The organism is Thorsellia kenyensis (genome assembly GCF_042432445.1).
Lineage (GTDB): Bacteria > Pseudomonadota > Gammaproteobacteria > Enterobacterales > Thorselliaceae > Thorsellia > Thorsellia kenyensis.
Genome location: NZ_JBHLXE010000100.1, coordinates 97,999 through 123,778, shown reverse-complemented (window position 1 = coordinate 123,778; position 25,780 = coordinate 97,999). Strand labels below are relative to the sequence as shown.

The following is a 25,780-nucleotide window of genomic DNA, read 5'->3' as shown; positions in this document are numbered from 1 at the left end:
GATAGTCAGTGGAATTTTTTTCAAAAACTTTTCAACTGCGTCAATATAGGTTATATCAAAGGATCTGAACGATTATTTTTTGAGGATGTTTTATTTAGTATTCGTACTGATGCATGAATTATTATTTTTATACAAATACAACAAAGTGTCGATAGAGGATTAAGATTCTTAACAGCTTCTCCATTCATGACTTTAGCATTTTGGTTGAAGCAACAAGCCTAACAGAAGCTTAGAATTTATCATTAAGACAATGCCCATCATCTATGCAAGTCTAGCACATAAAATATAAACTACCTGCAAAGAGAACAAAAAATACATAGATTAAGGGTATTTATGGAGATTATAAACTTATCCTTAGCTTCTGAGGCGAATCCGACGAGTGAATAAATCTGGAGATCGACAAATCCTGGGCTTTACGGTAAAGAATAATACTGAAAGATATTGCGTAAAGAGTGTCATAAATATAGCTGGTTATTGGTACACTAAAAATGTAATTTATTTTCCGTATGGACTTAAGTCTAAACAAAAAGAGATTTAGGAAAGCTGAAAAAGCTTAATGCCTAATGTAGTAATGTAACCTTTTGTAATATTTTGGTGCAATTTGAAGTATTTGGTGTAATTAACTGTAAAAAGGGTAACTATCTATTTTATTTGGATTTATCTTGCGTATAATTGTTAGAACGACCTTAAAAAACATACTAACTAATTATAATTAAATTAAAATTTTGCGAAATCTAAGTGATTGAAAAAAGGGAATGAAGTTTTGTATTTAATCTAACCTTTTGTTTCAAAAAAGCCAAATGGAAAACAAATGAAGAATGGTATTTCAAATAAGGCCCTAATTTTCATTACCTTATTATCAATGTCTATGGTAAATCATGCAAATGCTGAGAGTGAAAACACGGCTAAGCAAAAATTACTAGTAGAAGATACGATTGTTATAGACACGCAAATTTCACTATATCAATTCGCATTGAGTAATCAAATCACGACCAGTGATTTGATTAAGTTAAATCCGTCTCTTAAATCAAACGATGTATTAGTCGTTGGTACTAAACTCAATTTACCTAGGAAACTCTCCTCTAGCTCTTCATCAGCCAATGAAAATGAAGTCTCCGCACTTCCTCTTTTAAGTAATGCAAATAGTACAGTAGAAGATAAAACAGGGCAAGAACTTCAGGAAGGGCTTGTTGGATTAGTCCCTGGCAGTAAAATGCTCTCAGCAAATACTGAAGAAAATTTAGCTGGTGCAGCCGTTTTTGCAGGACAACAAGAATGGAATAATTTAAGTGGTCAGCAGATCATTGATGACATCAAAAATGACGCTAAAAACCTTGCAACAAATACAGTTGTTAATAGTGTTAATCAAGAAATAAACCAAAATGCATCAAATTTTCTTGGGCAGTTTGGTAAAGCCCAAGTCAATATATCGCTAGATAAAGAGGGTAAATTATCTAATTATGATTTGCAAATTTTATCGCCATTTTATGATGAATCAGAGTCACTCATTTTTTCGCAAACTGGCATACACGAACAAGGTTCAGGTGAGGATACAAGATTAATTGGTAACTTTGGTATAGGATATCGATATGAAGCTAATGAATGGTTGGCTGGAGCAAATGCTTTTATAGATCATGATTTTACAGGTAGTAATACCAGACTAGGTGTGGGTTCAGAATTTTGGGCTGATAACTATAAAATTGCTGCTAATACTTATACCCCTTTATCCAGTTGGAAGGAATCTGACGTCATGAGGGACTATGAGACGCTAATTTACGATGAAAGGCCTGCACAAGGATTTGATTTAAGGGGCCAAGCATATTTACCGAACTACCCTCAATTAGGAGCTAGCCTCACATTTGAGCAATACTTTGGTGAAGAAGTCGATCTTTTTGGGATTGAGAATAGGCAAAAGGATCCTTATGGTTTAACTGTCGGTGCCAACTATATGCCTATTCCTCTAGTGAAGACAGAATTAACACATAAAATGGGTAAATCTGGTGCTGATGAAACTAAGCTAGACTTATCCTTAAATTTACAAATGGGAACACCTTTAGATGAACAAGTAAACCCTGACAATGTTGCAGTGGCAAGAAGTTTAAAAGGCAGCCGTTATGATATGGTCGACAGAAATTATGACATCGTGTTTGAGTATCAGAAGGAAGATTTTTCTTTATCACTGAGCGGCACCTCAATTGCAAGTGTGGATGATATAGTGAATGTTACTGCATCAGTATCATCACGTTCTTCTGTTGTAAAATATGAATGGTTTATTCAGAATTATTTAGGGGAAACTCTTGATTATAAGATCAATGAGAATGGTCCAAATATTGATTTTATTATGAAATCTACGCAGGATTTATATATTACTGTTAAAGTCACAACAGAAAGAGGATATCAAGCAATATCTAAACCACATCTAGTAAGCTATAGATTCACGCAATCTCAATCGGAGTTAACACCCTCAAAAGCTGAATTGGTTGATTTTGAGAATATATTTAATCCAGTAAATATAGATATTATCCAATTACTTGATGGTATTGCAGAAAAAAATAAAGCCGTTTCGATTTTTACAGCAAGAAACAAAGACGGTGATCCTATCGATGTCAGTGAAGTAAACTCTGTGCAAATTAAATGGCGGATAAAAGGCACTGAAGAATTTGAAGAAGAAAGTGAGATAGTTAAATTTTTTGTTCTTCCAGGTGAAGAGAGTTCGCAATTAAAAATTGTTGGTATTGCAGATACTAGTTTTATTAGTACAAGTGGAACTAGAGAGGTTGAACTATTTGTAGTACCAATAGTTAATCCTGAATTAGGCGCTAAGACAATAGTCACATTTATTAAAGATGAAAGTGATATATTGAATTTACAATATGTTAAATTACAAATATGGGCGTTGCCATCAGAGGGTAATGTGTATTCTACTTACGGTGATCTTGTTTCTGAGAGTGGACTAATCAATGGACAAGTTATACCAATAACAAGCCAGCCTATTAATGCTAATGCTAAATATCGAGCTAAAATTCTAACCTATAAAGAAAATTCAAGTGGAGTAAAAGATTGGGTAGATGTAACAAACTACTTTGTTAAAAGCATGGTTTGGCTTTATTGGGATCCTTTCACTAACACTGAGGTTACAGCTGTAGAAAATTTGGCTTCTTTGAATGTAGGTGAGGATAAAAGAACTTATCGGGCCCTAGAAGAATGTAGAGGATCTCCTATATTTTTTAGTCAAACCAATAATTATCTATTTAATGAGCTAGGCTGGGGTGAGATTTTAGCAAACAATAAAGATAAGCCAAGGCAGAGCAAAATAGTAACAGAACAAGGTTTACAGTTAGCTGTTCAGTTTGATTTCACAGCAATCAATGAACAAAATCCTAAAATAGAAGAATGTATTCCGGACCAGCAATATGACTCAGAAGCTGAATATGCGGGTTATATAATGGATTCTTCGAACAATAGCTTAGTAAAAAAGGCAATTGTTTGGAGTAATAACGAATAAAAGGATACAGATAATCATGCAAAAAAAAGTACGCTTTGTGCGAAATAAAATCTTTGCAACAACAGCACTTATTTGGGGCTTAGCTCTTCCCCAATATGCTTTGGCCGACGAACCTGATGACTTTCAATTAAAAGTTACAGAACCGTATCAGGATAAATTTTCTAAAGAAATATTAGATAAATACCAGCAAGGTGTGTTTGATCTACAAAATGAAAAGTCAACATTTGTTTCTGTGGCTACTAAAAGTTTACTAGGTACATCCCCAGGGATAAGAACAATAGCTACCGTTAATAATGATATTGGTCAATTACGTGCATGCTCAACAGTTACTCTGCATTACCAAATTATTGATATTGATGGAGACTGGGATCCTGATAAGACATATCAAAATGTACCTGATGGAGCCGATGGATTTTATGAGCATAAAAAAACCAGCGACACTATTGAATGGGGAATAGAGTTGACAATTGATGGAGAAAAAAGATTTATCTCACTTACTGATCCCAATTATGCAATGTTAATCAGTAATGATAGACTTAAATTAACCATTCCATTGACTATTGAAGTAGACGGTAAATCCTATTCAACGGAAGGTGCTTCTTTAACTTATCAGCTGATACCCCATACTATGATAGGTAGTAATCCCTATCACCCAGAAAATTATGATTATGTAGTCGTAGATGATTTAACTGCGGGTAAATTTTTAATGCCAGGTGCAGCAAGTGGAGTGGATGCGGAAAAAATCGCCTCTAATGAAATACTCTTGGATATAAAAGATACCGATGTCGATTTGCAAAACAAGCTAAATCAACAACATTATCTAACTTTTCCAGGCTTACCAAATCCAGAAGTGGTTCCTAATAGTAGTTTTATCTTAAATAAGACAATTGAGCCTGCAAACCCTGAAGATTGTTTAGTGCCACAGTCACAGGTAGATGTGGAAATATATGCCGCTTCTGATGATACTAAATCAAATGTCATTACACCGGGAGCTTGGAGTGGCCGTCCACCTGTCTTTGTAAAAAATCGTTATCAAGCAGAAGTTGTTATTATCGATGATGAGGGTAATAAAAGACAATTAACACGAGCAGAATATGAAAACAAAGAGCTTCCTTTTACCTGGAATATTTACTATTCAACAGATACTGGTAACTGTCCTATTACTGAGGAGTATTTAGCCGGTTTTGATGATTTAGACAAATCATGTTTAGAGAAAATCAGTTTCAACTCTAATACCCGAGGTGATGTAGCTACTCGCTTTGGTGCTCAATTCAACAAGGATAATAATACAGAAGTGTTGGAATATGCTTGGATAGATTTGCAAAATGTAAATGATGACAAGTTAGTCGAAAGTGATGAAGGTTCAGAGCAGGGTGCAATTATTTCGGTTAGCCTTGGGTATGACGCACTTACAAAATATTAACCGTCCACTTACAAAGAATGAATGAAAATTACATAGTGTGACGAAATGTGACTGAGTGGGGTTATTTATATTGATATAATCAGTTCAGTACTTAATGATTGACAAGACAAAATGCATTCACATTTTTTTATATTCCCCAAATTTAAAGGTAGATGATTAAAAATTTTTTACAATAAAAGGAAAAACTTAATGAAAAACAGTTGTATCACAAATCGATTATTAAAACGCACTGCATTAGCAGTTGCATTAACTTCTGTGTTATTTGGTTCAACGGCATATGCTGCAATACAGCCATTTGAATCAGAAAAAACTAAGCAAATTACTGGTTTTCAACCAATTATTCCTTCTATAGGTGCAGCAATTGTAAAAGGTGGAATAGGGGAACCTTATGTTGCACCGACACCAGAAGAGAAGGCAAGAGTTGAAGTAGGCGATATATTGTATGTACCTGTAGGTATTACAGAACAGATTCGTGAACAATTTAAAGAAGCTCTAAGAGAAAAGGGGATTTTTGACTTCTCAGATTTAGATGGCGATGAAAAATATGAGGGTGGAGCTTATGAAATACTTTCTGGTCTTACACCTAAAGATACAAAAAAAGCAATGAATTTACTTGTAGAGTGGTATGTCATGCCACAAAGTGCTACTTCGCTTTCAGAAGAGTTTAAAGTTGCAGTTAGTGATGAAACTGAAAAATACGGTGTACCCTATACAGTAAAAAAAACAGATGCAGGTAAAAAGATCGGCTTCAAAATCACTCCTGTTACAGTCCGCGGTTTGCCTTATATTGGCACCCCATTAGAAGTACTTGACGTGTCTAAGTTAGCTGGGCAAAAATACCCAGAAAACCCAAATAAACCTGGAGAAAAAGATCCATCTCTGCCAACTGTAATTACACCTGAATCAGAACTGCCAGACGGTGGTGAGAACCCGAACATCGGTGGAGGTGGTATAGTTAAAAGCCCATACAGCAAGTATCGTGTTGTTATCGTTAATAGTGCGGATAAAGTAATAAGTGGTAGTGAAGCTAATACAGAGATTCCATATGTAAACAGCACTTATACTGCAAAAATACAAAAAATAGCACAAAATGAAAAAGGTGAAATTGTTGAAGAAAATAGTTTACCTACTTACGTTGATTTAAGTGCTACTGAACTTGAAGCTCTAGAAAATAATATTGTATGGCAGCTATATGAAGGTGAAACTTTACTAGTTAATACGGGCTTATCGAATAACGCTCAGGGTAATGCAACTGAATTAGAAGCCATAAGAACTGATACAAATTTTGCAGTAGTTGGCAATGACGCAACAGGTCGTTTAAGTAACGGTACGTTAAAGTTCACAACACAGCTTAATAATCAAACGGCTTTAGCTGCTTCAGCTGAAGGTTCTGAGCAAGGCTTGATGTTAAAAGCTATCTTAATCGCTGATGATGAATTAGATGAAGTTGTTACAGCTCCTGCTGCACAGTAATAATTTATTAATAAGTAAAATATTGTATGCCGTTCTAATTGAGCGGTATAGTGAATAAAACTATAGGAACTTAGATATGCAATCAAAGTTTATGCTGAAAACAGCTGTGGCTGCCTTTGTTATGGCAACTATGTCTTTATCAGTTCAAGCGTTACAAACATATGATTCACCAATGACTAAGCCAATAAACGGTTTCATGCCATTTATACCAAGTGTTGGCCCTTATTTATTTCGTGATGATGTTCAGTATTTGGCTTCAGAAAATAACAATGTAAAAACACAAATTAAGGTCGGTGATATTTTAAGGGTACCTACTTCTCTTGAAGAAGCCGCATATAGTAAATATTACCAGTGGGCAGACAAAGACAGTATTGGAAGCGTTGGTGAAGACTCAGATGTAGAAGATAAAGAAAAAATTAACTTAGATTTTGAGTGGTACAGGCTACCAGTTGGTGCTACAACCATTGATCCTGAAAACGATACTAAAATCGAAAGCACAACTGGATTATTAGGAAACGAAAAAAACGTATCGGGTCCTACTTATCAAGTATCAGAAGACGATGTAGGTTATCAGATAGGCTTTAGGATTAAAGCATGGTCTGAGAGAGGTATACCAAATGAAGGCGTCTATTTAGATGTTGTCAATGTCGCTTATCTAGGAAAACAAACAGGCCCGACTGATCCTTCACAACCACCAGGAACTCCTGGTCCAGGTGATAAAGAAGAGCATCCAGATATTAAAGATAAACCTGTAGGTATTGATGATGAATTTAGAATAGTCATTAAAGATATTACTAATGGTGAAGTGGGTGCTCCGGTGATAGGTATCAACGATACTATTTATGTTACACATAAATATAAAGCTGAGGTAACTAAATATGACCCTCAAACAAAGGAATATAAAGATGCTACCGAAGAGTATAAAGATTATTTAACTTGGAATGTATACCAAGATGACGGTACTCCAGTTTATGAGTATTTAACATCGAAAGGACAGATAAGCAATATACCAACAGATCCTACTGCTTTTGCAAATTTTGACCCGATCAAAACCCCTTTTATTTATAACGATGAAGATAAAGCGGAAATAATAGCTAAATTTGCTACAAAGAATGATAGTACCGTGTTTGCTATTCAAGATACGAATGACAATGCATTACCTAAAACTAAGTCAATTGAACCAAACTTCTCTGAACAAGGGCTAAAACTTAAAGTCAGATTGCTTGTTGATTAATTTCTTTTGATCTAATGATAAATTAATATTCAGCAATTCATAGAAGTTAAACACTATGAATTGCTTTATTAGATACTAGCAATTAATTTACAGTCTATAAGGTAAAATAGCCGAAAAACAGATCTATATCCAATGGAAATCAAGAGGAATGTTTAAGTAATGTTTAACTCCGACTGACTGGGCATTAGGATCCTAGCTGTACCTGCAACTTTAAGTAACTCTAGTATATACAGAGTGGTGATCCATATGCAGATTTTTTTATACTTAACGCCCGCAAAATGGGTATCAGAATAATATATGCACCTGCAATCCGGAGTGACTTTAGTATAGATTGAACTTATAAATACAACAACTCAGGATAATTTCATTCAATCAGGCATTATTCTTTATCGTGGAATTCACGTTATAAATTAATATAGTACATAGATGTTTCTAATAGACTAATTTTATAATATATGTTACGAACAGGCACCTTTTTACCTACTAAGGTGATAGAGCTAAATCAAGAAGTGCCATTTACAATTCATTTAGATAAACCAGAGGCACTTCCATAATTCTACAAGATCATAATATGTTAGGAAGTTTAGCTGAATATTCTTGAATCGAGCTAAAACCAGTTGAGGTAACGATTATTTACCTTATAGCTTCAAGGATAAATGAGGCATTTATTTGCACTAAACTCCAGCAAAGTATCCTCGAATAAATTTGAATTGCGTATATTTTTTCCGATTTGAATCAAGTTCATGTTTACTGTTTATTAATAGTTATAGCAATGAATATTTGTTTATTAATGTGACTTAGGTTTACTAATAGCATGATAACTTTACATATTTTAAGCTCCTATTACATATTTATTTCGCTATAATGTTGCGGATAAATTTAAAATAGCAATGAATTAGATACAAAATTTATATCAACATAGATTAACAAATAAATATTAAAAAAATATAACCTTCTGTTTTATAGCTAAAGAAATTTTATCTGGTGCATTATGCAAGCTGTTAAAACAAATCTTATTGGCTTGCATACTTCTAATTAGGGTGTATTAATGAAAAAAATGTTTGAAAAATTTTGCTATAACTCAAAAAAGCAACTTAAACTTTTACTTAAAATTACTGCAACCTCATCAATAATCCTCAGTGCATCTTTTGCTGTCGATGCAGAAATCATTGGCAAAAAAATAGAGAAAAAAGACATTAACGGACATGCACCTTATATGGCTTCAGTGGGTGCAGAATTATTAACAGAAGCTTATGATGATAAAAATGTATTAGTACAATATCCATGGGTTTTAAATGATGATAACGTAACGCGAGGTCCAACAATAGGAAGTATTGCCTATGTTCCAGATATATTTTGCTCAATATTACCCTCTCAAATAGATGAAGCAAAAGAATATCCATTGCTTGGCGCTCATTTTGATGCATTCAATTTTATCGATAAAGATGACGATCCTTGTGATCCTGCTATTGGTACCGGTGTTACCGTTCAATGGTTCATGCTAGATAATGTGGAACCCTATACAGATTTGAAGTGGGAAAATTTAAATCCGGTACCAGTCAAAGGCGATGCTTTAATAATAGCAGGTTCAGACACGGCTAAAAAATATTTGAAAAAACACAGTTTTGCCCCTTATGCAGAAAAAGCAATAGCGCTTAATACCCTTGACGCTATCATAATACCTACAGAAGCCTTAGGCAAACGAATTGGTTTTATTCTAAAACCAAAATCAAAATATGGTGTCCCGGACAAGGGAGTAGAAGTAAAAGTATGGGACTTAAACAAATATTTTGCTCAAGAACCTATTCCAGCAGGGCCTGTTTCATTAGAACCAAATTTTAATCCAGGTTTTATTTTAGGAGACAATCCCACGTTAGATTCGCAAACAGATAAACCGACTACTGCAGGTGGGGTAGTTCAATTAGGTAGGCCTCCTTATGTGAGATCGATTGGAGCTCATTATGGTACGGACGGTGTGGACATTGGTCTATATGAAAAAATAGAAGATGGTCGACTTAAAGAGTATCCTACTTGGGAATTAGTCGAGTTAAGGGACAAGACAGATCCGAGTAAATTTATTGTTTCTATGGTGCCTTTAGGGGGCGCAGTTGCATATATCCCTGATGCTTTTTGCCAATTTAGAAATGATGAAATTGAAACATTTGAGGATATTGATGCAAAGGAATCTCAGCTAGGCTTTCCAAGAGCCGGATTAAATACGAATGCAGGTAAATTAAAATATTTAAGACCCTATTTTTGGATTGCCGATGCGGATGAAGACAGCTGTGACATTGAATCAAATCAAATCGAATGGTTTATTGTTGAGCCTAAAAGTCAGCGCTTTAAAGATTTTAAAGCAAAGGTTGAAGAGTACTGGCGTTTAAATTATCTAGTAGAATCTCCTGATGCCAGTTCAGAAAGCAATCCAGATTTACCTGCGAATTTCCGTTCTGATTTAATAGCCGAAAGTCATGACATTTGGAAAGAAGTTAAGTCTTGGGATGATGTTCAGGTAGTCCCCTATTTAACACCAGAAGTAATCTTACCGGGGAGCAAGCAACAAAATCCTGATGACTATAACAAATTTAATTTTGATGCTGTAGGGGGCAATTTTCTCAGTGCGGTTAGAATGCCTCAAGATTACAAGCGGATTTTCCTATTAGCGAGACCAGCCTTCATCTTCACTCCTAAAACAAAATCTGGGAAACCCGATACAGGAAGACAAATTAAAGTGCCTTATGTTGCTTCAACATTATGGGGGCAAAACCCGTCAAGTCGTCCTCTTTCAGTAGAAGACGCAAATCCGTCAAGTCAATGGATGAACGAAGGGAATGCAAGTGGATCAGGGCAGTTGATAAGTGCTTATCCTCAGGTTATTGGTTTGGGTCTATCTTTACGTTCAGACAGTATTCAAATTAATCAATTTGAAGATGTCTCGTTTGTTAATTTCACTTGTTTGTTTGATGAGAAAAAAATCCCGACTCAAGATTGTACAAATGAGATCCCTAGCCCAAATAACGCCTCTCAAAAAAATATGAGAAGTCTTGGGTCAGATTCATCTGTATCCCCTCTGAATAATCTTGGGAATAAAGAGCCTTTAATCACAGAGTTAAAATTAAGTGGATTTATTGGCAAGGGTGAGGTTCTTAAAGTAAGCTATAATTTTATACCAACAGATAACATTTTTGATGGCAATAGCTTAGTAAATAATTCACTTTATGAATTTAAGCCTGAAGGACAGGCAATACAAGCAATTAATAAACGAAGATCTCCTTATGCAGGGAGCAATAGAAAGATTGGCCTTAATGAATTTGATTTACCTCCATTGACACCTGAACAAGCAGGATTAGTTATGGAAATTGCTGTAATAGCCATTGATGGCTTAGACAGAGGTAATTTTATTGCAGTTGCTAATACCAAAGATCTTCCTAAGATTACACCACCACAGGTAAAGAATGTAAGTATCTCGAGTGATAGTGGGTTAGTTACACTAGGCAGTGTACTTAAGGGCTCTTATGATTTTGAACCAGCGGTTACCCCAAATCCAGGTAGCGATGCCTCTGTATACCAATGGGGGAATATGGAAACTCAAACTATTTCTGTTTCAGGTAGTGTCAATAATTATACAGTCAGCTCTGATGATGTGGGTAAATTGATGACATTGCGTGTAGAGGCAAAAGATTCGAATAATCTTGTGGGCAATGCAGATGAAGATAATATTCTTATTTCTGATGCTATTCCTTACGTTTATAATATAAAAATTAATTCTACCAATGAAATTTACGCCCCAAGCTATACAGCTACCCTAACAGCTAGTTATGAAATCAATACAGGAATACCTGGCAATACTGAAGACAGATCTACTTATCGGTTTTTAGTTGATGGCATGGAGGTAAGCACTCAATCTAAAACGTTTAATTTGACGGCTGAACATTTAGGAAAAGTGATCACATTTGAAGTTTTACCAATTAATAGCCTCAATAGGGAAGGTGCAGTTGATTCAGCAACGTATCAAATTAATCCAACTCCACCATCTGTAGAGAATGTGGAAATAAAAATAGCTACAGAAGTCATGACGCCATTCTATTTTGGTTCCATATATGTTGACTATGATTTTTTTGCTGGGATCACAAGTAACGCCAATGATAACTCTACCTTTACGTGGACAGGCAACAGTATTCCATCGGATAGAAGTAGTTTAACGTTTGGTCCTAATGAAGTAGGTAAAACCGTTTCTGTGAAAGTGACTCCAATAGACGGTGCGGATCAAGTCGGGGAACCTGGTTATGATAGCTTCCAATTTGTTACACCACCTCAGATTGAAAATCTAGTGATTAATGCGAATGTTGTGAGTAATAAAACACCTTATCAAGTTATTTTAACGGCAGATTATGATTATATTCCTAGCAATAGCATTAAACCTGAGAATAACTCTACTTATCAGTGGAGTGGGCTGTCTTCACCAGTAAATGGAAATGTTATAAATAATTCACCTGTGATGGTTGCATTAACAGAAAATGATGCAGGTAAATTAATTACATTAACTATGACTCCTAAAGATGGTGTTGGGTTTGCCGGTGATATTAAAACGGCAACAATTAACGCTGCTACACAACAAAATCCACCTAAAATAGAGTTCTTAGAGATAGTTAATACCAATAGTAACCGAAATGGTGCCTTTTATGTGAATGATATCATAAAAGCTCAATACCGTTTTACCCCAAGCTCTCAGAGTAATGTGGATGCATCTACCTATGAATGGGTGGCACCCTCACAAACCATCAAAGGTGTAAAAGCGGGTGATATCACGTATACAATTTCTCCTGATGATGCCGGTAACGTGATTAAATTGTATATGGTGGCTTATGATGATCTAAATAATAAAGGAAATAATGCCGAGGCGTTTACGCCCAATATAATCAAGCCGCCTCAAGTTGAAAACTTGATTATAACACCAACGATCGAGGCTAATTATCCTTGGAACGTGAGAGTAATAGGTGAATATACCTTTGTAGAGGGTAAATCGAGTAATCCAGCTAATGATTCTATTTATAGTTGGACGGGATTGAGTACACCGAACCTAAATAATTCAACTCGTGGTGAAGGAAGAATCAGGCTACCTGAGTTATCAATAGACAAAAGTGAATCGGGTAAAGTTCTTACGTTAACAGTTATACCTAAAGATGTTGCTGGGGTTGTTGGGGAAACAAAATCGACCACTTACATGGTCCCTGAATTTACTATTGTGCCTCCCAATATTGATATTTTATCTATTGACATTTTAGAGCAACAACAAGCAGGTTTCTTGCTACCTAATGATATTCTAACTGCGACTTATCAGTTCCAAGCAGGTTCACAAAGTCTTGTAGATGCCTCAACCTTTAGTTGGTCTACAGAGAATGATATAAAAAATGGTATTATAGGAATTGATCCTCTCCTTTATGAGATTAAAGAAGAGGATGTAGGGCAAGTTATTACCCTCTCAATGCAGGCCAAGGATGGGGCAGGCGTATTAGGTAATAACGATAAAGAGCAAATGAAATTAACTGTGAGTAAACGACCTTCAGTGAGTCGGGTTGAGATTGCTTTTGAACCTGCGCAAGGATTAAATATTATTGGTTCATATGATATTTCTATAGGGCAAAATGATTCGAGCTTAGATCGATCTGAATATAGGTGGCTTGTTGATGGTAAATCTATAGGAGAGTTTCAGCCTATAGCAGAACCAGCAAAAATAGAAGGCCTTCAAAGATTTACGGTAACACAAGAAGAGGTAGGTAAGTTAATTACTCTTGAAATATTACCTAAAAATGCTAATGGGCTTGTAGGAACTTCTGTTGTCTCTAATAATCTCATTTATGTGGCACCAGAATTAAGCTCTTTATCGATTGCGGGGGAAGCTGTTGAAGGAAATGCATTGAGTGCTTTGTATGCTTTCGAACCAGGCAATAATCAATTAAATCGTTCTATGGCCAATTGGTCAATCAATGGTGTTCTAGATGAAACCCTTCCTATTGATGATGAGTATAGATTAAGTGCTGATGATATTGGTAAAACGGTCAGTTTGTCAGCGACAGCAACCGATGGAAATAAGATAAATGGTAACACGTTGACTGCATCTAATAGCAAAGGTCCTGTTATATCTGCTTATATCCCACCTTTTATTGATGAGGCCTTCATCATCTATCTTAATGATGCAAATTCAATTTTCCCTGGGCACGAATTATCAGGCAGTTATAATGTATTTAATGCTGGAACCATTCCTGGGGATAAATCACGCTACGAGTGGATTGTAAATAATCAAGTTCAACAACAAGGTGATGTTGGTGCTTCAAGAAATGTACCAACATATACAGTAAAAGAGGCGGATGTTGGACAAGTGATCACACTTAAAGTTATCGCAAGAAATGGTAATTTACAAGAAGGTAATTTTGCTACAGCTCAGACAAAAAATGTACAACAGCCCCCGCGCGTTTCAGAACCAAAAATTACGCTTAATGGTGTTGTTGTTGACAAGGTAAGCAGTGGAAGCAAAATTGCTGGGACTTATAAATTCCAAAACTTTATAGAGGGTGCTTCAGATGCCTCTACTGTTAATTGGTATGTTGGTAGTGCTCTAAAGCAGTCTTCTACAATTAAAATGTCTGAAATAGCACCTGAATTTGACGTAGTAGAAGATTATGCTGGACAAATTGTCACCATGGAAGTTATTGCTAAAGATAATCTAGGTACACTTGGTGGTAATAAAGTACAAATCAGTACTGTTACTGGTGTAATTTCAGAAAAACCAGTGATCAGTTCTTTATCTATTTTTGCTAATTTTGAAACCAGTGCTGAAGTGCTTGCACAATATGATTTCAGTCATGAAGCAAATACTGATGCTAAAGATGTTTCATATTATGAGTGGTTAGCGAATGGAGCAGTTGTAAAATCTGGGGCAGTAAATTCGCCTAATGGTAAATTATCTGGAGTAAACGCTTTTGTGATTAAAACTGAACATGCGGGGAAAATTATCAGTTTACGAATGACTCCTAAATCTTCAGATGGTAAGACAGGCACACAAGTGTATTCGTCTAATACAGTCGTGTATATTGCGCCAGAGGTAAACCTAAAATCTATAAAAGATCAAAGTTTTTCAATTCCAGACTATAGTAGTTATGTGTTGAGTGCTGATTTTATTAAAGGAAGCAATAGTACAAATACATCAAAAGCTAGCTGGTCTGTTGCTGGAGTATTTAAAGCTGAATTAGCAATGACACAAGCTTTCAGTTTCCTAGAAGACAGTAGCGGTAAACAAATTTCGGTGACCGTAGTTCCTAGAGATGGTAATCAAATTGAGGGAATTGCTAAAACTATTACCTTTACGAAACCGGTTGTATTCCCGCAGTTAGGCACAGATTACTGGTTGATGGATTCACAAGGTACGGGCCAATTCATAAATATTACTCAAGGCAGTGCTATTGCAAATTTAGGTTGGCCGCTCGACTCGATAGCAAAATCGGTAAATTATGAGTGGAGAATTACCGGTATTGCCACTCCTATTGCTTCTGGCACAATAGTAAGAAGTGGATCAAACACTGAGTATGGAGTAGGGAAGTCAATCAATGTAAAAAGTTACAGAGCAAAAGAAGTATGTGTATATCTGCAGGGCGTTACCTCATCAAACAATAAAACTGCTTTTGAAAAAGCTTGGTGTAGAAAGGTTCCTTAGCTTTAAAAGAGATAAATTGATAAAGATCAATCGCAGGGTTGATCAATTAGAGTATATGCATTGGATTGAGTATTATTACATAATCTAATGCATTTTTACTTATTCTAGTGAATTGTAATCTGTAATGGCAGTTATTGGTTTTGTTTTTTTAGCTGGCTTAAATGGATAAAAATGGAGTCTTTATGTTGTTAAAATTTGTCAATAAAAAGAATGATTATTCTTTTATTTCGGTTAAATTAATACTCAGTGTGGTATTTTTATTGACGCAAAACATTTCTTTTGGGGAAATCATTAAAAAGGAAGTACCTAATCATAAAATTCAAGGCTACTATCCTTACTTTCAGTCTGTCGGAGCTGAGTTATTAACACAAATTTCAACGGACAATGTGGATAAAAAGTTCCCATATACTTTTCTTGATGATAATGTTACCAAAAGTCTGACTATCGGAAGTATTGTCTATATCCCAGATCTATTCTGTTCATTGAATAGAGAAGAATTAGCGACTCTTAGAAATGATCCAGGAGTAAATTCATTAAGCCCATATCTAAATCATTTTGATTTTGTCGATACAGATGAAGATATTTGTGATCCCCGACCTAATAATGGTGTAAAAATAAAATGGTATCTTGTAGATGACATCGTACCTTGGCGAGACGATCTTATTTGGTCTGATTTAACTATTACCCCTGTGCCAGAAGCAAATATCATAAAAGTAGGCAGCAATGAGGCTCGTGATTACCAAAAAACACATAGTTACTCCCCATTGAAGGATAAGCTCATCAGTTTAAATACTCTGGATGCAATGAAAGTTCCAGAAGAAGCATTAGGTAAAAGAATAGCCTTTTCGATAACTCCAACAACATCGTATGGGGTTCCTAAATTAGGTCCAGAATTATATGCATGGGATCTATTTTATTTCTTTAAGCAGAATCCGCCTCTTTCTGCAGGTGATTTTGATACAACTGCAGAAAATAATTTAGGACAAAAAGCAGCAAGAAACCCCTCTGATGAACTCAACAGTGGTGAATTAAGTACAGCTGGTGGTGTCGTTCAATTAGGAAGACCACCTTACGTTCGATCCATAGGTGCGCAATACGAACCAGCAATAACTAGTTATCAAGACCAACAAACAGATAGCCAATTAACCTACTATTTAGATTACATGCAAGCAACATCTAATCAACAGATGGAGGGTGCATTACCAATGGCTTTAATCGGTGGAGGTGGCGGTTATGTATATCTACCCGATGCTTTTTGTCAGTACAGTAATAATGATATGAGCGAAATTGCTCAGTTAAATGCACTGAAAAATTCAGTGGGTTTTCCTATATTTCCCAATAATTCGAACAATGCAGGTGAAAAGTTCAAGTTTTTTAGACCGCTTTTTTGGATTGCAGATGCAGAAGAAGACAGTTGTGATATAGAAGCTAATCAAATTGAATGGTTCATGGTTGAACCGATTGATGCGAGAATAAATACATTAAAAGCCATGGTGAATGACTTTTATACGAATCCTATTTATCAAGGCAATACCAGAGATTGGAATGAGTTTGAGCAAAAATTTAATCAAATTTCAGAACTTTCTTCACAAATTTGGTCAGATGTTGATGGTTGGGAAGATGTCAGACCTATTCCAGAGTTAAAACCAGAGCCCTTAACACCTAAGGATAACCCTGAGGGTATTAAATTTTCTGGTATAGGCAACCAATATATTAGTGCTGCTCGAATACCTTACAACCCAACTCAAATAAGATGGCTAGCACAACCTGGTTTTATTTTTACCCCTAAGACAAAAACTGGACGTCCAGATCATGGAAGAGAGATTAAAGTACCTGTTGCTGTCTCTAGAATTTGGGGACAATTACCGTCTAATAGACCCACAACATTACTCGATGAAAAACCGGGTAGCGAGTGGATGAATAACAACAGTAGCACAGATGGCATTCTTATCTCTGCTTATCCACAATTTATTGAGAAATACTCAGGGATTGATAAGGACACGCTCGATGCTAGTGTAATTCAAAATGCAGCCCATTTAGATTTTAATTGTCTTATGGACGTAAATAAAACGCCAGCCAGAGATTGTGTAAAACCATTGCCTAAAAATCGAGTTCTAGTGAGTCAAAGAGTAGCATATTTACCAAGTGATGGCTTCCAATATAGTATGCCAAATTTAAAATCAAATATGCTAGAAGGCGGTTTTATTAATTATGCCCATCTAGAAGGAAGACTAAAGGCGGGTGAAACAATAAAAGTTATCTATGGATTTAATAGTTTAGTAACCTCTAATCCATTAGATGCAGAAAATCGAACCGTCTATGAATTTTATCCGCAAACCACTAGTCCTAATTTGACTATTAACTCTAAACCTGCTGGCGATAATCGGGTATTAGGGCATAATGAATTTTTGCTGCCAGAACTTACCGAGGCTCAAATTGGAGAAACTTATCGTTTAACGTTAAGGCCTTATAATGGACGGTATATGTATCATAATGATGTGAATTTAACGACTGAATCATTAATGATAAAAGCGCCACCTAGTATTGTGGAACTACAAATAAATAGTAATGAAATGCCGATTAAAGAAAGAAGCATTCTTACTGCAACATACCGATTTGTTAAAGGGGACTATATTAACCCCGGCTCTGATGCATCTAAATTTAGTTGGATAACAGATGATGGTAATACAAGAACCCAGGAAGAATCTATCAGCATAACGGGTCAAGTTGGGCCTTATGAAGTGAAAAATGAAGATGTCGGTAAGACAATTTCTCTTGCTGTAAGGGCAATTGATACGAATGAAATTGAAGGTGACACGGCTTATGCATCTATTGAAGTTCCTGAGAGTGGTCCAGAAATAGGGGCGCTAACAATTCAAGAAACATTTGAAACCAGTGCAATTATCACTGGGAGTTATACCATAGTGAACAATTCTATTAGCCAAAACAATAGCCGCTATGAATGGTTAGCTAACGGAAGTGACATACTAAAATCAGGTAGATTAACCGATCTCTCTGGACAAGTTAATGGTGCTAATGCTTATACCGTAATGACTAAAGATGTTGGTAAAGCGATAACGCTTCGAATTATTCCTGAAGATCAAACAGGAAGAATAGGAGAAACGATACTTTCATCAAATAGTGTGACCTATAAAGCGCCCGCAATCAGTGAGTTGAGAACTAGTACAGCGAGACCTGAAATGGATAAAGCAACAACAGTGAATTTTGATTTTATCCCAGGTAGCCAATCGACTGATAAGAGTATAATAAATTGGTATTTGAATAATATAAAAAATGGAAATCAAACCAAAACATTTACTCCTCAAGCAGCAGATGCTGGTAAAGTGTTAAAAGTCGAGGTAATTGCCCAAGATGCGAATAACATTCAAGGTAATACGAAGACTAAAACATTTGAATCTGTTTTTGATGGCTATGAAGATGGTACTGGTTGGATGAAATTTAATTTAGGAAAAAATCCTTTATTTCCAAATTACAAAATTCAATATGTATATATCGATTGGGTAGATTCAACTGCGCCATTATTTTCTGTAACGCAGATGCCCCCTGTTAAATTAAAATTGGTTAATAGATCAACTGGCGCTACGCTTGATCAAACGGTTAGTTTTGTTTATCAAGATGTCCCTGTAGAAGGTAGTTGGCAAGGGTATACATACCATTACCCAGTCTATGGTTCAATAGATGAGTATGATGTATGTGCTTATGTTGATTTAATTAATCATAAAGGGGAACTTGTCAAAAAAGGAAAACGTTGTACTAGTGGACCCCACAACCAAACACCTGGACAACTTTATTAATTAAGAGAAAAACTTTTCTGTTACCCTTACATAAAATGCTTATTTTTAAGTAAGGGTTTTTTAGAGAAATCTTATCTGAGGTAATAGATAGAGTTAAATTACTTATCTATTACCGAAATCTAGAATTAATATCGATAAAGAAATTAAGTTTTTAACTCACTCTTACTTATGATGTGAGTATAAGTAGATTACGCAATGATATTAAACATCCATTTTTTACTCTATTGATCTTTTTATGTTCCCTCTTTATACTCTCGACACCTAAATGAGTTTGTAGCTTTTATGTTATTGATTCGAAGAAAGAACGAGCGTATTTAAGAGCTCATTTATTTCAATTAATCCAGTGCGACTATATTGGGGTCATTGGTATTTTTAGCATTGCTCATTCTTGCTGTGATCAAAATATTTAAGGGAAGGGGTATTGATATTTCAACCAACTATAGTGAAACTAAATATGAGTAAAGTAACTTTTTATTATGGAACCATGAATGCGGGCAAAACGACTTTACTTTTGCAAGCGGCTTTTAACTATAGAGAGCAAGGATTAACCTCTATTATTATTAAACCAAGTATTGATACGCGGATTGGTAATCAGGCGGTTATTGCATCGCGAGTTGGATTACATCAAGAATGTTACTTAGTCAGTCCAGAGGATAAAATATCAGATCTATTAAGTGGTTTATCGGAAAAACCTGATATTGTTATAGTTGATGAAGTCCATTTTTTAAGCGTTCCTCAGGCTATTGATCTATTAAACTATTCTGTTTTTGCCGAACAAGCGTTCATATTATATGGCCTAAGAAATGATTACAAAGGACAAGCTTTTCCTGCATCCTCTGTATTCATGGCGAATGCGGACAGTTTAAAGGAAGTGAAAACCATCTGTCGGTGTGGCAAAAAAGCTACCCATGTTGTTAGGTATTTTGAAGATGGTAGTATTGATTTAGGGCATGAACAAATACAAATTGGGGGTAATGAACGTTATCGTTCGATGTGTCGTTCTTGTCATACGCACAGTTTAGAAAAGGGCTCCATATTTTAAGTTTTTGAAATTCTACCTAAGCATTCAAAAGGTCCTAAATTAATGAAAATGGGAAAGTTCGCTGCGCTCTTTCTCATTTCTTTACTGGAAAAATTGAGTATTTAGACGTGTTATTTCCTTACAATCACGAATGAAATTTCATTAGACAATCAATGGATAAATTCTACGCTGAATTAGCTATATCCCACATTTAATTCTTTTCTTGCTTACCTATTCTAAAACTAAAGCCAATCATTCAAATTCAATTAAAAGTAAAAAGTTGATAAACTCGGCTAAATTATCTTTAAATCGTAATAGTTATGAGTCATATTGCATATATGCAAATAGGCATGTAGTGTATAAATCTTATCACGATTGGAAATACCTTTTTTATAAATGCGCGTTCGGCGGATTTAAATTAGCTCCTTAACGTGTTATTATAGTATCTTATTATTAAATTATGTTAAGCGATTTTATACTGTCAACAGAAAATGGCTAATCGATTTTGACTACGAGAAATAATAGATTTTTGTTTTGTAGGTGATTTTTGTAAATCATCCATATTAAACAGTTTGAACTAAAATTAATCAGTAATAAGAATTTAACATTCTTTTAGAAAAGAAGAATCAGTTTAAACATACTAAGCCAATATTTAGGCTGTAAACATTGCTTGCAAGGTAAATCAACATGAGTGAAAACGAAATTCGTCAGACTAATTTTATCCGTCAAATCATAGATGAAGACTTAAAAACTAAAAAACATGACCATGTACAGACAAGATTTCCTCCAGAGCCGAATGGCTATTTGCACATAGGGCATGCTAAATCCATTTGTTTAAATTTTGGGATAGCTCAAGATTATCAAGGTAAATGTAATTTAAGGTTTGATGATACGAATCCGGTGAAAGAAGACATTGAATATGTCGAGTCTATTAAGAAAGATGTTAATTGGCTTGGATTTAAGTGGGATGGCGACGTACTTTACTCATCAAATTATTTTCAAAAGTTGCATGATTACGCTGTGGAATTAATCGAAAAAGGGTTAGCTTATGTCGACGAGCTTTCTGTTGAAGAAATTCGTGAATATCGTGGTACTTTGACGCAACCTGGTAAAAATAGTCCTTATCGTGAGAGAAGTATTCAAGAAAATTTGTCTCTATTTGCTGAGATGAAACAGGGCAAAATCGCTGAAGGTAAAGCTTGCCTCAGAGCAAAAATTGATATGGCATCTAATTTTATCGTGATGAGAGATCCTGTCATTTACCGTATTAAATTTGCCGAACATCACCAAACTGGGAATACTTGGTGTATTTACCCTATGTATGATTTCACGCATTGTATCAGTGATGCACTTGAAGGTATTACCCACTCATTATGTACATTAGAATTTCAAGATAACCGTAGATTGTATGATTGGGTACTTGATAATATAAGCATTGAAAGTCGCCCAAGACAATATGAATTTTCTCGTTTAAATTTAGAGTACACTGTAATGTCAAAGCGTCGATTAAATCAATTAGTGGTTGAAGGACATGTTGCTGGGTGGGATGATCCTCGTATGCCAACCATTTCTGGATTAAGAAGACGGGGTTATACAGCCGCATCAATTAGAGAATTTTGCAATAGAATTGGTATTACAAAACAGGAAAATACTGTTGAGATGAGTGCGTTAGAGGCTTGCATCAGAGAAGATCTTAATGTGAATGCACCTCGTGCGATGGCAGTACTCAGCCCAGTTAAAGTAGTTATTGAAAATTTAGACAAAGAGATACCGATTAAGTTAACAAATCATCCTAACCGTCCAGAATTAGGCCAACGAGATGGTATGTTTACCTCGATTATATATATTGATAAGGCAGATTTTAAAGAAGAAGCAAACAAAAATTTCAAACGCCTTGTGCTTGGTAAAGAGGTCAGATTGCGTAATGCTTTTGTCATAAAAGCTAATCGTGTACAAAAGAATGATGCGGGTGAAATAGAGACAATTTATTGTTCTTATGATGCTGATACCTTAGGTAGAGATCCAGTAGATGGTAGAAAAGTTAAAGGAGTAATTCATTGGGTTAATTCCTATGCAATTGAAGCTCAATTTAATCTTTATGACCGATTATTTATGGTACCAAATCCAGCAGCAGCGGATGATTTTGTCGCGTCATTAAATCCTAATTCGTTAGAAATTAAATATGGACTTATCGAAAAATCTTTGCTAAATGCAAAAGTCCAGGAAGCTGTTCAATTTGAACGAGAAGGATATTTTTGTCTAGACAAAGATATAAAAGAAAATGAGTTACCTGTGTTTAATAAAACAGTCGGTTTGAGAGATACTTGGGTTAAAATGGCCGATGCAGAGTAACGATAAAGAGCTAAGCGACTTCAGTGCACCAAGTATTTTAAGTGCATCTACAGACTACGATCGTAATTTTGATGATTTGGCCCATAGATTTTGTAAAAATATTTATGGGACAACCAAAGGAGCTATCCGTCAGTCAATTGTTAACGAAGATCTCTCTTTGTGGTATGACTCAGACAGAGCGCAAAATATTATTGAAAAAAAAGGCTATCTTCATGTAGTGGAAGCCGGTGGCGGCGATGGAAGAAATGCGATAAATTGGGCTTTAATGGGCCATAAAGTGACTTTTTGTGATATATCTCATGAGATGATAAAGATTGCTGAACAAAAAGCACAAGAAGCAGGGGTAGGTGATAAAATTGATTTTTTGCATTTAGAAGCGCAATCTATTGGACATCATTTATCTGAAAAAGCCGATTTACTGGTGTGTCATGCTGTATTAGAGTGGATTGCTAAACCTGCGCCTTTTATTGAAAGTTTATATGACATATTGTCTGACGATGGTTCTATGTCTTTAATGTTTTATAATGCGGATGCCGCATTTTTTAGAAATGCCATTATGGGTAATTTCAAAGCATTACTTAAAGGTGAAGTCAAGCGTGTAGAACACTCATTAGTACCTTTATATCCATTGTCTCTAAGTCAGGTTGAAAAGATGCTTGATGAATCAGGTTTTGATATTTTTCATAAAACGGGCGTACGTGTTTTTCATGATTATCTTCACTTTCCTAAGCAACGGGAAACGGAATTTGAAGCATTATTAGCACTTGAAAGACGTTATTGTCGTGAAATACCTTATGTACAATTAGGTCGTTATATTCACCTAATGGCAGAATCTAAAAAAAACAAGTCGTATTCTAAAAAATAAGCCTAAAAAAGCGCATCAATATGAGTGAAATGAGCCATAGTATCCCAGAACTAGTTGACTGGGCACAAAAACATGATTTTTCTATTCAGTTGCCTCAAGAGCGACTTGTTTTTTTGTTGGCGCTAGCTACGTTAAATGCTGAACGAATTGATGGGGAACTGGGTGAAGGCGATTTAATTGATGTTTTTCGCCATGTGAGCCAAAGTTTTGCTCTTGCGGATGAAACAATAAATTTACGTGCTAATAATGCCATAAATGACATGGTTAAACAGCGGCTACTTAATCGATTTGTCAGTGAAGTTATTGAAGGCAATGCCATTTATAGGTTAACTCCATTAGGTATAGGGATAAGCGAGTACTATATTCGTCAAAGAGAGTTTTCAACATTAAAATTGTCTATGCAATTAGCTGTTGTGGCGCATGAACTGAAACGTGCTGCAGATTCTGCTCATGAAGGAGGAGACGAATTCCATTGGCATAGACATGTGTACGCCCCTTTGAAATATTCAGTTGCTGAAATCTTTGATAGTATTGATTTATCACAGCGTATGCTAGATGAGCAACAGCAAACTGTAAAAGAGCAAATTGCACAATTACTCAGCCAAAATTGGCAAAGCGCTATGGCGAGTTCCGAAAAATTACTGGCAGAAACGTCAAATACTTTACGTGAACTGCAAGACACGCTAGAAGCTGCAGCGGATAAATTGCAAACACACCTTTTAACTATTCAAGATGCCTTATTAATTGAACCTAATCATTCTTTGATTGCAGGCCAAAATTTGATTGATAAATTGATTTTTGAGTTACAGAATAAACTGGACAGAATCATTAGCTGGGGTCAACAGTCAATTGATTTATGGATTGGATTTGATAAGCATGTACATAAATTTATTAGAACCGCAATTGATTTAGACAAAAATAGAGTTTTTGCCTCTCGCTTAAGGCAATCTATTCAACGTTACTTTGATGCCCCGTGGGCATTGACATCTGTTTATGCTGACAGATTATATGACATGCGAGATGAACAGTTAGCACTTCGTGAAGATGAAGTAACGGGAGAACTCCCTGATGAGCTTGAGTTTGAAACATTTGATTCGATAAAAGAACAATTAAGTGGCATGATTCAAGCAAAGCTTTCTCGATACCCAAATGAAAATAAACCAATTAATTTAGCTGAGATTTTATCAGATTATCTAACTCAACACCCTAAAAAGAGTCATTTTGATCTGGCCAGAATTATTGTGGATGAGGCGGTTCGTTTAGGTATTGCGACGGACGATCTTATCGGTATTGCAGCTAAGTGGCAAAATATAAATGACTATGGGGCTAAAGTTCAAGCGAATACAATTACATATTTTCACGAGCGTATTGGCGACTGATAAATTTTAGGTATTTGGCTATCATCTATAAAGTATATAGTCAAAAAATAAGATAAAAGCTATTTTGGCCTAAATAAATATACAACAAATTGCATATTGATGAAGAGTAATAATAACGAAATGAATGATTCTTTTGATGTACCACCTAATGTCCCTTTAGATCATACACCTAATCAAGTGATGACGCCTAAATTAATGCTTGCTTTAATGAACCCTATTTTTCCTTTACTTGACAGTCAACTCAGAGCAGGAAGGCATATTAGTGTGGATGAATTGGAAAACCACGCGTATTTGATGGATTACCAACATGAGTTAGAAGAATTTTATGCCAGATATGCCGTTGAGTTATTGCGTGCACCTGAGGGTTTTTTTTATTTAAGACCACGTTCTACAACATTGATCCCAAGGTCTGTTTTATCTGAGCTAGAAATGTTGGTTGGTAAGGTGCTTTGCTATCTTTATCTAAGTCCTGAACGTTTAGCTAATAACGGTATATTTACATATAATGATTTATATGAAGAACTTATAACATTATCTGATGAGCAAAAATTATTAAAACTTATTAATAATCGTTCTACAGGATCTGATTTAGATAGACAAAAATTACAAGAAAAACTGCGATCTGCTTTAAATCGTTTACGCCGTTTAGGCATGGTCAGATTTTTAGGAAACGACACGTCTAAGTATACGATAAGTGAGTCAGTGTTTAGATTTGGGGCTGATGTACGTACAGGAGATGATCCTATTGCAGCTCAACTTCGACTGATACGCTATGGTGAAGCCATCTCATTAACAGAACAAACCTTGATTGCGACAACTCATGCAAATAAAGAAAATCACATTGAGGATGATAAGCTTGAACAAAATCATGATGATGACCTAGATGATGTGATGCAAAATAATGAAAAACAGGATACCCCAGAAGATCTAATCCAAGAAGACGATAATTTGGCTTTGGCATTTGATGAAGAGCTTAATGAGGATGATGATAATGAATTTGAT

Annotated in this window: 10 protein-coding genes and 1 pseudogene; all 11 read left to right on the top strand. The window is 35.5% G+C overall.

Translation table 11 applies throughout. The annotated features are described in order from the left end of the window. The first annotated feature begins 811 nt into the window (after nucleotides 1–811). Nucleotides 812–3,505, top strand: a complete 2,694-nt coding sequence (locus ACFFIT_RS09900; RefSeq protein WP_385877497.1) for an inverse autotransporter beta domain-containing protein — start codon at nucleotides 812–814, stop codon at nucleotides 3,503–3,505. A gap of 16 nt (nucleotides 3,506–3,521) precedes the next feature. Then, complete coding sequence (locus ACFFIT_RS09895; RefSeq protein ID WP_385877496.1) at nucleotides 3,522–4,928, top strand: hypothetical protein; 1,407 nt, start codon at nucleotides 3,522–3,524, stop codon at nucleotides 4,926–4,928. Nucleotides 4,929–5,117: 189 nt separating this feature from the next. Further along, nucleotides 5,118–6,401 carry a hypothetical protein gene (locus ACFFIT_RS09890; protein ID WP_385877495.1) on the top strand — a complete coding sequence of 428 codons (1,284 nt, stop codon included), beginning with the start codon at nucleotides 5,118–5,120 and terminating at the stop codon, nucleotides 6,399–6,401. 76 nt (nucleotides 6,402–6,477) lie between these two features. Continuing rightward, on the top strand, nucleotides 6,478–7,635 hold the full coding sequence (locus tag ACFFIT_RS09885; protein WP_385877494.1) for a hypothetical protein: 1,158 nt from the start codon (nucleotides 6,478–6,480) through the stop codon (nucleotides 7,633–7,635). A 1,048-nt stretch (nucleotides 7,636–8,683) separates the two neighbouring features. Continuing rightward, the gene (locus ACFFIT_RS09880; protein WP_385877493.1) at nucleotides 8,684–15,346 is read left to right on the top strand and encodes a hypothetical protein; all 6,663 of its coding nucleotides are present in this window, start codon (nucleotides 8,684–8,686) and stop codon (nucleotides 15,344–15,346) included. Nucleotides 15,347–15,528: 182 nt separating this feature from the next. Next, the gene (locus ACFFIT_RS09875; protein WP_385877491.1) at nucleotides 15,529–19,161 is read left to right on the top strand and encodes a hypothetical protein; all 3,633 of its coding nucleotides are present in this window, start codon (nucleotides 15,529–15,531) and stop codon (nucleotides 19,159–19,161) included. Nucleotides 19,162–19,615: 454 nt separating this feature from the next. After that, complete coding sequence (locus ACFFIT_RS09870; protein ID WP_385877490.1) at nucleotides 19,616–20,203, top strand: thymidine kinase; 588 nt, start codon at nucleotides 19,616–19,618, stop codon at nucleotides 20,201–20,203. A gap of 666 nt (nucleotides 20,204–20,869) precedes the next feature. After that, nucleotides 20,870–22,534 carry a glutamine--tRNA ligase gene (glnS, locus tag ACFFIT_RS09865; protein ID WP_385877489.1) on the top strand — a complete coding sequence of 555 codons (1,665 nt, stop codon included), beginning with the start codon at nucleotides 20,870–20,872 and terminating at the stop codon, nucleotides 22,532–22,534. Then, entirely contained in the window at nucleotides 22,524–23,399 is an 876-nt protein-coding gene (locus ACFFIT_RS09860) for a methyltransferase domain-containing protein (protein ID WP_385877488.1), read from the top strand. Before glnS ends, ACFFIT_RS09860 begins: the two co-directional genes overlap by 11 nt. Before the next feature lie 20 nt (nucleotides 23,400–23,419). Next, nucleotides 23,420–24,778 carry a chromosome partition protein MukF gene (gene mukF / locus ACFFIT_RS09855; protein ID WP_385877487.1) on the top strand — a complete coding sequence of 453 codons (1,359 nt, stop codon included), beginning with the start codon at nucleotides 23,420–23,422 and terminating at the stop codon, nucleotides 24,776–24,778. A 120-nt stretch (nucleotides 24,779–24,898) separates the two neighbouring features. Next, nucleotides 24,899–25,654: pseudogene (gene mukE / locus ACFFIT_RS09850) on the top strand (chromosome partition protein MukE); the annotation flags it as partial. Nucleotides 25,655–25,780 lie beyond the last annotated feature (126 nt).